Origin of the sequence: Citrobacter sp. BDA59-3 (assembly GCF_015167655.1) — a bacterium.
GTDB lineage: Bacteria > Pseudomonadota > Gammaproteobacteria > Enterobacterales > Enterobacteriaceae > Phytobacter > Phytobacter diazotrophicus.
In genome coordinates this window covers 1,841,404-1,856,010 of record NZ_CP063427.1, presented here as the reverse complement: position 1 = coordinate 1,856,010, position 14,607 = coordinate 1,841,404, and the positions used below count along the sequence as shown (strand labels likewise).

The window sequence follows — 14,607 nt, the reverse complement described above, 5'->3', positions numbered from 1 at the left end:
GGGCAATCTGATGGCGGGGAAATGCCAATAGTGCCCCAGCCTGCGCCTCCAGGAAATTAGCGTTCTCGCCAGGCATAGGGCACGGCAGGCTGCCACTCATCACCCAGCAGTTCGGGATCATCGTAATGGATAATGGCCTGATAATGGTGTTCACGATCTTCAAAATAAAGCTGCCCGGAAATATGTTGTGCCAGGGTACGTGCGCCCTGGCTGATTCCAGGAATAAGACCGACAACATGACCGTTGCTTAACAGCGCGGGGTGGCTAAAACAGTGCACCCTCGCCAGCGAAGAGGGGCTGTCACTGTGTTTTGCCTGAAACGCGAAATCAGCCCCCAGATAGGGATAACTCGCCAGTTGCGCGTTCTGCTTATCAGCAGGAGGCTGCCAGGCATCGCCCCAGGTTTTCACCTGATCCACCAGCGCATGAAATTCCGGACGGGCATGCCAGTCCAGAGCATATCCCGTGGCAAGGATCAGGAAATCTACCGGCACTTCGCCCTGCGGAGTATGAACAACGATGCCATCCTGACGGGTTTCGACCCGCTCAACCGGGGCGTTAAAATTGAACCAGGCGTTGGGATGACGCGACACGCGCAGCGTGCTGCCGTGCGGCGGCGGCGTCTGGACGGTCGCGATATGCTGGGCCAGCCGCCATTTCCACTCATCCGGCAGATTAAAATAGCCTGATTCAAAACCCGGGTTGCCTGCCCCTTTTGACAGGTTCACGCGGGGAAAATCAGGACGACGGATCAGCAGTTCAACCCCCGCAGCACCCGCTTCCAGCGCCGTGGCCGAAACATCCATCGCTGTGGCGCTACCGCCAACAACCGCAACCCGACGGCCTGCAAGAGCGGCAAAATCAATCGCCTCTTCTGAGTGTGCCCAATACTGCTTTGGTACATCACTGACAAAATCAGGAATAGCGGGTCCGCCAAACGCATCCATTCCGATGGCCAGGATCACTTTGCGCGCGCTCACCCGCCGGATCTCACCCTGGTGCGAGAAGGTCAATTCTACACGCTGTGGGTCGTGCAGATTCAGACCTGTCAGGGCGTGATCGTTACGCACATCAAGCGCCAGCACCTGGCGGTACCAGCGCAGATACGCGGCCCATTGCAGACGGGGGATCTTGTCCAGCGTATTCCAGGCCTCAAGGCCAAATTGTGCTTCATACCAGGCGCGAAAGGTCAGAGAGGGAATATCAAGCGCCGGCCCGGTAAGGTGTTTAGGCGAGCGCAGCGTTTCCATGCGCGCGGTTGTTGCCCAGGGACCTTCGAAATCTTTGGGCGCTTTGTCATACAGCACGGCGTCAATACCCTGCAGGCGCAGTGCGAACGCCGCCGCCAGGCCTGCCATGCCTGCGCCAATGATCACCACGTTCTGCGCCTGTGCGTCAGATTGTTGTGGCAACCAGCGTTTTGCAGGCAACGCCAGCCATTCCAAATCCTGTCTGATTCGGGCTTCCAGCGCGGCGAGCCCCTGCTCTGCCCTTTCGGATGGTGTAATGGGGGAAATCGAAGAAAGTGACATCGTCGTTATCCTTTTGTGTCAATGCATTCAGTCATTTGCTGAGTGATAGCACTTCGATACCAGGGGAACTACGATTTAATATTGCTAGCCTAATGCAGACTTTTTCTATAGGAGACCGGGATTGGGTTTGACTGGCGAAAGCACATGAGGCAGGTAATTTGGATTACGCGAGGTGCTGTAAACAGAAGCGGAGGTTCAGGGGAAAGGAGACGAAGAGGAAGTGAGGTATATGAGCAGGCGTTTTCCGGCGAAAGCACAGAGATTAAAACGCTGATCCCTTGCGGATCGACGGCAGGTGATACGCCCGTAACGAGCAACATGTCTAATTTTCGAAAAGTGTAAAACCACTCAGTAAGACCTGACATGAGGGCAATATCATCATAGTGAAAATGAAATTTCTGCAATCCAGGGTATTCCCGCCCCCGCAATTCGGCAATTAACTCTCTTCTGCTTGCGCACAGTTTCGTCCTGCTAACTTCGCTTCATACAGTGCTTTGTCGGCACTTTTTTTCAGCATTTCGGCTTCCCACTTCTGTCCCTCGGAGACGATGGTTGCACAACCTGCGCTGATGGTGACGACCTTTTCCGGGAGGTCTGTCGAGATGTGCGCAATTGCCGCCGCTCTGATACTCACAACCACATGATCAGCAAATTGTTTTACTTGCGAGGTATCAGCCTCAGACAAAATGATGGCAAATTCCTCACCACCGTAGCGGGCAACCAGATCACCCTGCCGATGAACGAGAGAACCCAGTATGCTGCCGACTTTTTTCAGGCAAGCATCACCTGCCACATGACCATAGGTGTCGTTATAACGTTTAAAAAAATCGATATCTATCATGATAAGAGAAACAGGCAGCCTGCTTTTTTGCGAGTGAATCAGGCTTCTTTCCAGAAACTCATCAAATTGTCGGCGATTGGCAAGGCCAGTCAGCCCATCAAGCAGTGCCAGCAACTGGAGGGTATGATTAATGGTCGTCAGTTCGTCCCGCACTAAGGCCAGCTCAGCCTGATTTCGCGCATTTGTGTTAATCTGACGCAGCACAAACAAGCCAAGAATAAGCATCATGAAGAGCATGGCGATATTAAGCAGTGCATCGGCTATGTTTTCTTGCAGCCAGTTCGTACGAATTCGGTCCTTGTCATAACCGGCGGTCACAATTAATGGATACCGTTCCAGGCGAGCATATCCAAAAATCCGCTCCACGCCGTCGAGTAATGAAACCCAGGTGGCACTTCCACTCTCAGACGCTTTCAGTGCGAAAGTAAAAAGAGGACTGTTAGACAAATTCTTATTGATAGCCGAGTCCGGTAAAGGGCGAACATAGAGAGTAGAACTATCAGCCAGAATAAGCCCGAGGGCATCTTTTGGACCGATAATAAAATAACTATAGAAGTGTCTGAAATAATCTACTTTGATTGTAGCCAGCGCTACTCCCGCAAAATCACCATTCGTATCATTCAGTCGCATTGACACCGGAATCACCAGATCGCCAGTGGAACGACTTCGTATCACGTGACCAATATGAATGCCTTGCTCAGTATGCTGCTGATGCCATATAAAATATTCACGATCGGCATTGTTAGCTTTTGCGGGTATATAATTCCCTGTGGTGACGACCCAATTCCCCCTGGCGTCGTATATAAACAGGCCATGCAGTTGTGTAAGTTTATCGTGTAGTTCTTTCAGGTGCCGGGCAAAGGGGGGCGTATTTGCGTAGTCTATACCATAAAAATTTAATTGCCGCACCACCTCAGAAAGCGTGATATCCACCTGTAAAAAGGTATCTTCTGCCTGGCGAGCCAGCGACACAGAAAGGTTTCGTGCATCGTTTTCACTTTCCGCGAGTTCATTTTGCCAGGACTGCCACATAGTCCAACTGTTTATCGCTGCGACGGCTACGCTGATGATAAAAAGAAACAAAGCCATACTTCTTCCCAATGAAGTATGTAAGACTGTAGAAAAAAAAGAGCGCTGTTTTCCTGACATTCCCCTTGCCTCCGTGCCAATTTTTAGAAAATTAAGCCGTACTACATAGACGTTAAAAAATACAGAACTATCAAAGCGGCATAGTGTTTAATAAGTGGAAATTCTGTATGGGTATTGATTATATCACTTAGCTGGAATGACGGTGGCGAAATAGCTTTTGGAAAATTAAAATATATAATATATAGTTTATATATTCATCATGACACCCGTTATCGTCAAGTCGCGTCAGTGCTTTTTCCTGATCATATCCAGCAAACTTATTTATAAGTTGCTGACAGCAGGACGACATCATAACGGGGCCGAAAGAAGGCAAGCGCAATTCCAAAATGCGAACCCATTGCTGGAACAGAACAAAGCGGGAAGCCGGAAAGGAACTATCCAGCGGATTTAAAACAGAGAGGCATGTGGGGTGTATGACCGAAAAATTAAGGTCGCGCCGACGAGCGAACTGCCAGCATTGAAGTGTTCAAATTTGATGAGAGTACTAAGGGCAAAAAACAAAGGACTTACCAAATAGTAAGCCCTTTGTTTAATCTGGTGGAAGCGCAGAGATTAGGACTCTGAAACCCTTTCGGGTCGCCGGTTTTTTTATTCTATGGGTTCTCGTTTACATGGTGGAGCAATTATCTCCATTGGCACGGTTAACAAAAACGTTACGCGGCAGGCTGCTCCGGCCAGGTGATGTCAGGTGCCTTACTGATATCTACAGCCTGAACTTGCTGGTAATACTCCATCCAGGTACGAAGTAGCGTTTTATCAGAATCCGTGATGATCCCCAGCATCAACTGAGTCTGCCATGCCTGTGTTTTTGTGGTGACGCCTTGAAGAAGTGATTGTTTTTTTAGCTCGTAATCAATTACAGGCTCAGTCAGGATCGGCAAGCCATCAGTGCCCGGGCTGATAACTTTACCAGCGGTCTGGCCGGCGAACATTTCATTGTAGAGATCATCAGAAACCTCTATCGCATCAGTTGGCCAGCCCGTTTCTGATTTTTCATAATCGCTTTTTAAATCATCGGGATAAAAACCGTTTGTTTTTGCACTGTAAAAATAGGCCATTTTAATATCCTGTAACTGTTACATAAGATCCATTTCCGTCGCATCCAACTATTGCTCCGGTCAGTGTCACACTTCCAGTCTGTACCATTGAAAGGTTATCGGCCCCCGTGCCGCTTTGAATCACTGTATCGTTTATGGCGATAACTGCATTGGGGAATGGTATAGGCCAGGTGACCGCTACATGACCCGGACCACTGTATGTCACACGGAACCATTGAGTGATGCGTCCGGTACGTATATCTTTTTCCCAGCCAGCATTAGGATTCATAGCCGCTATCACAGACGGATTCAGCGGGCTGTAAACTCGTTGACCGTTTTCATAAAGTCCGAAACCTGCTGCCGTTCCAACATTTCCTGTAAACGTCCCGCCCGACATCAGCATTCTTGCATTAAGCTGGTTATAAATATCTCCCCATTTCGCAAAGAGATGAGCAGACAACAGCCCCCCCCACGCAGGGCCATTAATATCACCCGTGGAATTATTGACGGGGATTGCATTAAATCGATTATTCAGATAATTCGACAACCAGTCATTACCCCAGGCACTACCGCGAATATTCCCGGACGGGTTATCAACCGGAATAGCGTTGATTTTGCTTTGCAGATCATTAAAGCGTGCGGTCAGATTAACGGCCAGCGAACCGCCCCATGCGGTGCCGTTCACATCACCCGTGGTATTGTTCACGGGAATGGCACCGAAACGGGCATTCAGATTATTTGACAACCATTCGCTATTGCCGCCAGTACCCCAAATGGTGCCGTAGCTATTGCCATCAATGGCGTATTTGGCAGGCCCGGCATAGATGTTACGCCCGGCAAAAATCTCGCCCACTTCATTAAAGGTGACCCGGCCATATTCATTTTTATTTTCTGCATCCACTGTGCGGAAAATAAAACCACCTGTCCCGAGCCCCCGATTATTGGTCAGCCCTGCTGTACCAAACCCGATACCGTTCCAGTCAATTGTTAATCCCTGGACAGATGGTGATGCAGGCGTATTGACGCGCATTGATGCCGACTGGATCAGACCTGTGACATTCAGCCAGGACATGGTGTCACCGATACGCTGGACGGAGTTAGCCGCCTGTGTGATGGTATTCTGCAATCCCAGGTACTGGATTATTGAGGCAACGTCCGCTTTATTAATCAGATTACGTCCGGCGGCGGTCAGGTTGGTTAATGCCAGGGTATCAGGCCCGGTAAAATAAGCCAGAGTATCAGCAGTGGCCGGCAGCGCGGCCAGAGACGTCAGCGCGGCGTCCAGTGCCTGAAAGTCTTTACCGAGCGCTGCCGCCATTTTGGTAATGAACGCAGCGATATCGCCGTTATCCGGAACATCCTGCCCGGTTTTATTAGTGATGTATTGCGCCAGCGCCGCCGCAACAAATGTTGCCTGCCGGATAGCCTTGTTGATCTCGGCACTGCTGGCCTTACCAGCCTGAAAGCCCGTCAACAAAGCGGTCAGTGCCTCATACTCAGCCTGAGTGATGACGTTTGCACTGGCCCCTGTCGCAAACGGTTTAAAGTCATTTTTAGCCATTACAGTAAAGTCCCCCATGCGCCGGTATCGAAACCGGTTATGTATTCGTTATCCATGTCAAAACCAAAAAAGCGGTTTCCCTCCGACGGCGTTTCCACCGCCGGAATTTGAATGCTGCCACCCCACACTCCCGCCGCTTTAACGGTCAGGTAGCCCTGCCTGATAGCGGCTATCAGTTCGAGTGAGACGTGAGAAATGTCGGTCTCAGGAAAAACCCAGAGACCAATAGTCATGTCCTGGTTATCCACGATTTGCATACGCAGTCCGGAACCGGCCAGCGCGTTATCGAGAATGGGCGGTAGCGTGTCGTTCGTGCCATCCCAGTTATTGATGGCAATTTTCGCTTTGAGGATTACCCGATAAGTTTCGTCACTGAGCGCGGTATACCCACTGTCAGGATCATATGGCCCCTGCCACACGCCCTGGTCATAGCCCAGCCCCTCGGTATCCCAGGCGAAGAAAATGCCGGATATGGGAACGGCGACGTAGCGGCTACGTCCGATCCACTCCCCCAGAATGTCAAGCTGCACGCCCACAGCATTATCAATATCAAATGCCGTCACCAGGCGGTTTAACGTAGTGCTGGTATCCAGGAACGGACGCGTTGACAAATCGACATGCTGGAAGAACAGAGGCTTCGTGCCGTGATAATTAGTAATCAGATCGGTGTATTGGCTCATGGCACCACCGTGATAGCGATATTCGCTGGTGAGCAACTGGCGGCTTCCGCATAACCGATATCAATATTTGCCGTCGCCACACTGCCAGCGGTTTTACCAATAGACAGGCTGTTAATGTCGTAATAACGGGCATTTCCGCCGCTCACGACACCGAGGTTAGCGGGGGAGTAAACACGGCTGATCAGCACGTCGTCACCAATAGCCAGCGAATTAATGTAACTGGCTATGGTCGATTTTATCTGGTCGGCAATTAAAGAGGTGTAGCCTGGAAATACCCGCAGAGTGATAGAGACAAACACCGGCACGTTTACCGGGCGGGAAAATGATATCGGATGAGGATTGCCCCAGATGTCAGCAACCACAATGGTTGTGGTGCCATATGTTCCCACCCCCTGCCCTTTTTTCCCCCGCAGCGTCTGCGCAATCGTTGTTGTATCACCGCCGTCAACAATGGCACTGATGGAGTGGGCCGGTAAGCCGTTTGCATCCACAGAGCCGGTGTCGTTTTCATAGAGTTTGTGGCGTGTCACGCCCGATATATTCGCCAGCGCGCCATCAACAGCGGCGAACGGCGTCAGTGAGGGTAACGCCACGCTCTGGCTCTGCCTGGCGCGCAACTCTGCATCGGTTTCTGCGGCAACTCCGACCGTAGCCGCCAGTGGATTACTGACTGACAGCCAGCCTCGCGTGGGGGTATTTATATGCGTCACTGACCCTGCCAGAGCGGCAACAGCTCCGTTGGCATCACATGTGGCCGTGAGCGTGACGCTACCGCTCACTCCAATGGAAACTGACGCCGGAAAATGCCAGATGATTCCGTTTGTATCCTTCGCTGAACCATTGGTGATGATCGTCCCGGCGGTCCCCGTCAGCAGCAGGTCAACAGTCGAACGCGTTTCTCCGCGCCGCACTATCCCGTTGATTTTAACGTTGCGCGTAAGAGCGTCACTCAGTGCCGTTGAGGGAGAAAAGCTGTTATAGACCCCGATAGCTGTCGTGTTGGCGTCGTGAATTGCCAGCGCCACCAGCGCGACCATTTGGCCGTCTTTGCTGTCGGGTTCCAGATACACATCAGTGCCGTAAATCTGCTGAAAATACCCGGTTACGGTATCAAGTATTGTCTGGTAATCAGGCGCACTGATCCCCTGGGCGGTTATCGTTGCCGATAATCCCAGCGTGTCGAGGTTCAAAGCCATTTATGCCTCGCTTGTAAGGGTCGTCATTCCGTAGAAGGTTTCGACCGTCGCGGTGAACGTTACGCGCCGGGATGAGGTGTTTACTGCTGTGTTAAATTCGGTAATGGACTTAACGCCCTTCGTTTCAAGAATGCGCTGCCGTATGGCGAGGTTATAAAGTTCCGGACGCTGCTTACCGAGCACAGACTGGATCCATGGCGTACCCTCGGTGGTGTCGAGAAACCACTGACCGTACCACAACTCAAACCGTGTTTTGATGGCCTGTGCCACCGCCTCCGGTGAATTAATCAGCCAGGTGTCATCACCACGGCCAAATGTATAATCGCCGTCGGTGTCCTCACGTCGGTATTGCATTAATTTGGCCCCCCGGTGTTTCCGCTGCCCGTCTGTACGCCACCATGCGTATGCATGATCAGGCTTTTATTCCCGGCTTTAACATCGTTGGTGACGTTAACCGGGCCGAGCATTGTTGCACTGCCTCCGCTGGCACCCATGCCCTGCGACAGGTTACCGTTAATGGTTACGTTGCCGTTTAGCACGATAGTCGGGGACGTTATTTCAGTGCCACCGTCGGCGCTAGCCGTCAACTTACCCGGCGTTTTAACGGTAATCGCGTGACCGACAGCCACTTCAACAAACGCGGCCCCATCATTGGTTCGCAACTGTGCAGCGCTGGCGCTGATGCCGCTGATTTTCTTTGCCTGAGACTGAGGACCGACGATACAAAATGCATCGGACAAATCATGCATTCTCGGGTCTACCGGTTCCTGAACTCCACCGTTCTGCCACCAAAAATCAATACAGCGATCGGAGAAGATCACCAGGCACTCATCGCCAGGACTGACGGGGAATGTCAGCGTAACGCCGCCACCACGTGGGAAAATAACAGGTACGTCTACCAGTAGCGGATACTCTTTGGTCGTTGTGTGGCCGTCGTTATCTCGCACCATACAGCGGACCGACGGCTGAACTGTCGCCGTCACCGAGCCAGGATCGAACGACTGGACAATACCAGGCAGTGCTACGCGAAGTTGCTCATTTATCGCCTGACGTTCTGAGGCCAGAACATCATCAAATGAGCCGTTACGAGACTGGATTGAAGCTGACATGGGTTACTCCGGACAATAAAAAAGGCCGCCGAAGCGACCCTTGAATTTATTAACGACATCATACGCCCATTGCGCGACCATAATTAAACCCAAGCTTATAGAAAATTGATATCCGTTGATCAATTGCAAGTAATTTTGGGTTGCACACGAACCGGATGGGTTGTGAATATGTAAAAATGTCACCAGTTAGATATTTGGCACAATACCGCCCTATATGGCGAATTATCCAACATGGATACACGCCAATTAACGTCGGCGCATCCATATTATTTTGTAAAGGCTGAACGTTCAAAAACCGGGACTTACCAGCAGGTTAATGGATAGACTGAAACCCATATTCTTATCGGCTCTGGCCTGCATACGTCCAGAGTCGACATTGATTCCGTCAGAACCTGGGAGTGTGATTTTGCTACGTGACACGCTCGACATCAATTATACCCATCTCGCCACCTTTGGTTATATAAGGATATAAGTGCCACCGTGAGCAATATAATGCGGACAAAAGCCCGAAACAGATAAAAGCAGCAATACAAAATATTGACGCTTTTAATTCCTCCTTTTAGAGAATCAGGTATTCTCCGCGCCTACGCCCCTCGCGCTACACACGTCAAAACCATATACCATTCCTTGCCTCTTGTATCACCAGAATAGGTAATACCCTGAACGACATAAACACCATCTGTTGCAATACTTGCAGGTTTTTCAGTTGTACCAGAAACAGTGATATTACCGTTCCTGGTTTCTGTAGTAATGTGACTTCCATCCTTTCCGAGATCCTCATTGCTGAGTTGTTTGCGTTTGATGAAAGCATTTTTCTGGTTCAGCTCGATCAATCCATTGACGTGGATATTCGGGTTTATGAGACACGCGACGTTAACGCCATTGCCAAACGTCTGTTGAGGCATGCCGATTAACCCCGTCTCGCTGTTCAGCACTATGGCGTCGTGTACCACCTCGTTTTTGGCAACCATCTCACGCTTGCCATTCACAAACATCCATGTCGCTTCACATTGCGCCGCAACATTATCCATCAGATGTCTCGTCATCCCGAACAGGACTCTCCCGCGCGGGAAAACGGTATCCGGCATGGTTGGTGTACGACCGACTTCTGCGCCCTTCAACTGGAAGTCTTTCATCAGCAACGTATCAAAATCAGTGGTACGGTAACCGGCAGATAAGGTCTTTGAGGTCACGGTGGTGGAAAAAGCCTGGTCGGTATCAGCGGCCTGGATGAGGACATAACTGTCCACCGATTTATCTTCATCTTTCCCCTCAATGGTATAACGAATTTCACCACTGAATATCTGCCCGTAGTTGCGACCGTCAGACTGTCCGTTAACCGTTCTCGCAATCCCTACCTGACTGGCATCAACCACCTGCGCGGCCATGCCGTCATAACCTGCGATGACTTGAATGCGGGTAAACTCCTTCTCGCAGAACGTTTTCACAGTTTCTGGCGCCAGATTATAGATTTTGAATGTGCCGACAGCGGTATTCGTACTGCTTTTAACCCAGCTGATATCGAAATGGACTTTGAATTTCCCAAAGTCTGTCAATTGACCTTTTCTGTCCGTCAACAGTAACTCGAAATGACGCATCCAGTTCTTTGACATGGTTACTCCGTGACAACATAGAGATGACTGGTGATACCCAGATCGGTTTTTGTCGGGTTTTCTTGCCCGACAATGTCGGTACCGACCACCAGCGCAAATCCCAGGTTAAGATAAATATGCTGCGCCAACAAATCCGCGCCCGACACCAAAGGCAGCGCCAGCGCCAGCGGCGTGGAATCGTCGCGAAATAGATCAAGGCACCAGACAGGATCACGCCAGGACACAGCCATTTTGTAGCTGGCCCCGGCAATAGCGATGGAAAACTGCTGATTATCTGCTGATAGCGGAATTTCGTTGATTGATAACATCACTTTCTCCCCAGAATATTGCTGCTGGAGGCTCCCTTATGACCACCTAAAATACCCTTCGATTTCAGAATGGTTTTATTTGCCGGCGTGGCTGTCTTTACCCCGGCGTTCTGAACCGCTGACGTGTTAGCTCCCTGAGCCATATTGGACTTATCAGCCACCTGTGTTACCAACGTGCTGGTGATAATCACCTCACGTAATGTCAATAAGGCAGAAAGCACATTTTCAGTTTTTTGATCGGTATTTACCTCAATACTGCGCAGGAGCATATTTTTATAAATACGCTTCCCGGTCACTACATCCAGCGGCGTTCTACTGGATTGCAAATCGAGTAATTGCTGGTAGGTTTCTCTCGGACTCATACCAAGCAGAGGGGGGCCTGCCAGTTTATTATTGAAATTCAGTAGCTCCCCCCCTCCCGCGAAGCCGACATCCATGATAACTTCCGACGGGCTTTTATAGGCATGATCGGAAATCGCCGCGCCCGTTTCGACAGGGTGCTCCGTTATCTCCAGTTTGTCGGTGTGCTTTTCACTCACCACGACCGACGGAACGAGTATCCCTATATTCCGTGACTGCAAGTGAAACAGCGTTGATAGAATATCCATTAGCCCGCCCCTGTCTGGTTTCTTCGTAACACACGTGAATTCACACTTATCTGCCTTTGCTCGACTTCCCGGCCAATATCATGGGCGTTTCCACCATAGATATTGTATGTGTTTTGCTGCTGAATTTGCGGGCCGGAGACAAACTTGCCCTGCAACATATTGCTCTGCAACTGGGGGATATACTCGCGCGTCTCCTTCGGTAAAAGGCCCATACCGTATTTCTCAACGTTACCCATGCCCCGGTTATAGGACGCCAGAGTCTTGCTCAATCCGCCACCGTTATCTCGCAATAGCTGACTAAGGTAACGCACGGCAGTTTCGGCAGATTTCATTGGTTCGAAAGCATCGCTGCCTTTCGGATCCAGACCTTTCGCCGTACCCGGCATCAACTGAAACAACCCGTGCGCGCCCGCTTTTCCCCCTGGTAACGGGTCTCCCCTGGATTCCGTTACAGCCGTACTGTGTAATAATCCCGCGGAGAGGTTATACAGTCGCTCCAGATTCGCCAGCGCCAGGCGCAACCGGCCTTGCAATGCATCCCCTTCTGTAGACGGCAGCGGCATCAACGCTTTACTGGATTCCTGAACACCTGACGAAATACGCCCAAACCAGGTATTGGCGACGGAGACAAACGCGTTGCTTTCCTGACGGCCTTTCGCTGCCTCCTGGCGTAAATCCGTTTGCGCCTTGTTCAGCGTGTTCAACTGCGGTTTTCTGACGGACTGAGCTTGCAGCCCTGGCCCTGTTTCAGATACAGACTGTAACGGCTTACTCTCCATCCACTCTGGCAGCGACTCGTGCGCGACATCAGCGACGCTGCCAGCCAGTCCAACGGCCACCTTTGTCACCCCTTTTACAACGGGGCTGTCAGAAAGGACTTTCGCCGCATCTTTCACCAGCCCCCACGAACCGGAGAAATCATCCTTAACCCGTTTTTTAAGCACATCCACCAACGCACTAACGTATTTGATAGTGCTCTGAATGGATTCACTTATCGGGTCAAAAAGCCATTTACCGGAAAACTGCGAGATGTCGATGTTCAGGAATTCAAAGAAGGCCTTCCCGGCACCGGCAATTGCGCCGCTCAGCTTCGTGATCTTTTCAAACAGGTCGCCGGAATCGCCCAGCCAGAGAGTTCCTTTGATAACACCAGCCTGTGCCTCCTCGATTTTCGAGAGGTCATTCAGGATCTGCTTACTTAGGTGATCAATGCTTCCTACCTGCACGTCTGACAGGCTGTTACCCATTTTATCGCCTGCCATAGCCGCTATCTGACCGAACGCAGGAAGCGAGGTCATAAAGCGGTTACTTCTGACGGTCGCGGTATCGGCATTGTTGCCGATAGCCTGCGTCATTTGGGAATACAGCACATTGAAATCATCCAGACTGCGACGCATCGCCACTAGTGTGTTTTCATCAATGCCAGGCATTAGCGCGTACTGGTTCGCGAGATAAGACGGCATAGTGCTGAGTTTCTGATCCAGCCCGGAGAATATAGCCCCCATACTGCGAGCCTGCCCGTTAGCGTCGTGAGTATCCACGTTCAGGCGGCTCAGGCTTCCCTCACCGCCAGGATTACTACGCAGGAACTGGACAAGCCCTTCCAGAGAACTTCGCACATCAGCAACACTCTTCCCTGTTTGGGATGCTGCGTACCCGAGCGCCTGGATATCCGCCACGGCCTCATCGCTGCGCTGTGGTGCCAAAGACAGATCGTCCAGCCCCGACGCGACTTTAGTCGTAAATCCCACGATAGACAGTGCCGCCGCCTCGACGGCCATGCCCAGTGCGATGACTCCTTCGGTTGCTCCCAAAATCGCGGCTTCAAATTTAGCGGCACCCGCGTCATCAACATCGAATCCCAGGGAGTGCAAAAATGATTTTATGGTTTCAGCATTCATTCCTGTTCTCTCTCCCAGCGCGCGATACGCGCATCGTTATCCGCTTTGATATCTATCCAGTCGTTCATGCGTGCGATATCCGCCAGATCAATGGAGCCATCTTTCAATGCGGTATAAGGGATAAAACCCGCCTGTACCGGACGGCGTAAATAGTCCTCGTCATCCGGCAGGGTATTGAGTGTCAGGCTGGCTGTTGGACCGCTGTCTCGCTCATAGGGTGGGCGGGCAAAAAATTTCCCAGGTTATCGGCTGCCACCCGGCCAGCGATATTCAGCATGGTAAGCAGGTCAATATCCTTGAACATCAGTTCACCGTTACTAAAAACAGGCGTCCAGTTTCCGGTGATCGCTTTACGAGTCACTACCGACAGACACGGGAACAGAATCGCGTTAACGTCCTCTTCGGGCATCCCTGCCACCACATCAGCGATTTTCGGCAGAATGGTACTTATGCTCTGTCCCGTTTTTTCACTTTCACCAGCAACTGCGGCGGCTTTATGCAGTGCTGACAGGTCAGGAACGATGCTCGACAGCACCGGCAATAATTTACGGCAGACTTTCAACTGGTCAAAAACACTCAGTTTAGTGGTGCGATAATCCACGCTATTGATCGTAAATTCCATCTGTTAAAACTCCCCCAACACTTGATCGATCTTGCCGCAGTCAAACGTCCAGGCGACGGACGAAGCATCTTTTGCATTAGCGTATTCAGGCTGTTTGCTAAATGCCACACTACGGGCGACAGTGGTATCTCCGGATACATTGTTACGCACCAGAATCACGTTATTCCCCCAGAGAGAAGATGACATTGATTGTGCGTTATAGGCCAGGCTCAACTTCTTGTTTACCGGGGACGTTTTCAGCAAGCTGACGGTGATCGTGCCGTTTTTTCCGGCGTGCAATGAATGCATCACCTCACCATCAGCACCGATAGTCATGGTGTTTTTGGCATCTGCGAATGTGATGGTAATGCCCGATTCGCCATTTGCTGAGCCGTAGCCAAGGTCAATTTCACCCGTCGGACCTGCCAGGGTCGCCGTGACGTCCATAAAAGAATAAGTAGCCATTTTTTT

General features: G+C 51.0%; 15 protein-coding genes. All 15 read right to left on the bottom strand.

All coding sequences use genetic code 11. The annotated features are described in order from the left end of the window. Window positions 1–56: 56 nt before the first annotated feature. Window positions 57–1,532, bottom strand: coding sequence for an NAD(P)-binding domain-containing protein (locus IP582_RS08645; RefSeq protein WP_193795665.1), 1,476 nt, complete (start codon window positions 1,530–1,532; stop codon window positions 57–59). A 436-nt stretch (window positions 1,533–1,968) separates the two neighbouring features. Next, on the bottom strand, window positions 1,969–3,522 hold the full coding sequence (locus IP582_RS08640) for a sensor domain-containing diguanylate cyclase (protein WP_193795664.1): 1,554 nt from the start codon (window positions 3,520–3,522) through the stop codon (window positions 1,969–1,971). A 653-nt stretch (window positions 3,523–4,175) separates the two neighbouring features. Further along, a complete protein-coding gene (locus IP582_RS08635; RefSeq protein WP_193795663.1) occupies window positions 4,176–4,580 on the bottom strand; it encodes a tail fiber assembly protein in 405 nt (134 codons plus the stop codon). A 1-nt stretch (window position 4,581) separates the two neighbouring features. Further along, window positions 4,582–6,120 (bottom strand): hypothetical protein, encoded by a 1,539-nt coding sequence (locus IP582_RS08630; protein WP_193795662.1) that lies wholly within the window; start codon window positions 6,118–6,120, stop codon window positions 4,582–4,584. Beyond that, entirely contained in the window at window positions 6,120–6,800 is a 681-nt protein-coding gene (locus tag IP582_RS08625; protein WP_193795661.1) for a DUF2612 domain-containing protein, read from the bottom strand. Before IP582_RS08625 ends, IP582_RS08630 begins: the two co-directional genes overlap by 1 nt. After that, the gene (locus IP582_RS08620; protein ID WP_193795660.1) at window positions 6,797–7,996 is read right to left on the bottom strand and encodes a baseplate J/gp47 family protein; all 1,200 of its coding nucleotides are present in this window, start codon (window positions 7,994–7,996) and stop codon (window positions 6,797–6,799) included. Before IP582_RS08620 ends, IP582_RS08625 begins: the two co-directional genes overlap by 4 nt. Continuing rightward, window positions 7,997–8,350, bottom strand: coding sequence for a bacteriophage protein (locus tag IP582_RS08615; protein ID WP_039078623.1), 354 nt, complete (start codon window positions 8,348–8,350; stop codon window positions 7,997–7,999). After that, window positions 8,350–9,105, bottom strand: coding sequence for a Gp138 family membrane-puncturing spike protein (locus tag IP582_RS08610; protein ID WP_079496781.1), 756 nt, complete (start codon window positions 9,103–9,105; stop codon window positions 8,350–8,352). The genes IP582_RS08615 and IP582_RS08610 overlap by 1 nt, the downstream gene beginning before the upstream one ends. 584 nt (window positions 9,106–9,689) lie before the next feature. Further along, window positions 9,690–10,718 (bottom strand): hypothetical protein, encoded by a 1,029-nt coding sequence (locus IP582_RS08605; protein ID WP_193795659.1) that lies wholly within the window; start codon window positions 10,716–10,718, stop codon window positions 9,690–9,692. A 2-nt stretch (window positions 10,719–10,720) separates the two neighbouring features. Further along, complete coding sequence (locus tag IP582_RS08600; RefSeq protein WP_193795658.1) at window positions 10,721–11,026, bottom strand: hypothetical protein; 306 nt, start codon at window positions 11,024–11,026, stop codon at window positions 10,721–10,723. Next, window positions 11,026–11,634, bottom strand: a complete 609-nt coding sequence (locus IP582_RS08595) for a phage baseplate protein (protein ID WP_193795657.1) — start codon at window positions 11,632–11,634, stop codon at window positions 11,026–11,028. The genes IP582_RS08600 and IP582_RS08595 overlap by 1 nt, the downstream gene beginning before the upstream one ends. Next, window positions 11,634–13,535 carry a lytic transglycosylase domain-containing protein gene (locus tag IP582_RS08590; RefSeq protein WP_193795656.1) on the bottom strand — a complete coding sequence of 634 codons (1,902 nt, stop codon included), beginning with the start codon at window positions 13,533–13,535 and terminating at the stop codon, window positions 11,634–11,636. The genes IP582_RS08595 and IP582_RS08590 overlap by 1 nt, the downstream gene beginning before the upstream one ends. Continuing rightward, window positions 13,532–13,705, bottom strand: coding sequence for a hypothetical protein (locus IP582_RS08585; protein WP_039078618.1), 174 nt, complete (start codon window positions 13,703–13,705; stop codon window positions 13,532–13,534). Before IP582_RS08585 ends, IP582_RS08590 begins: the two co-directional genes overlap by 4 nt. A gap of 11 nt (window positions 13,706–13,716) precedes the next feature. Next, on the bottom strand, window positions 13,717–14,157 hold the full coding sequence (locus IP582_RS08580; RefSeq protein WP_079496784.1) for a phage tail assembly chaperone: 441 nt from the start codon (window positions 14,155–14,157) through the stop codon (window positions 13,717–13,719). A gap of 3 nt (window positions 14,158–14,160) precedes the next feature. Then, on the bottom strand, window positions 14,161–14,601 hold the full coding sequence (locus IP582_RS08575; protein ID WP_193795655.1) for a phage protein: 441 nt from the start codon (window positions 14,599–14,601) through the stop codon (window positions 14,161–14,163). Between the last annotated feature and the right edge of the window lie 6 nt (window positions 14,602–14,607).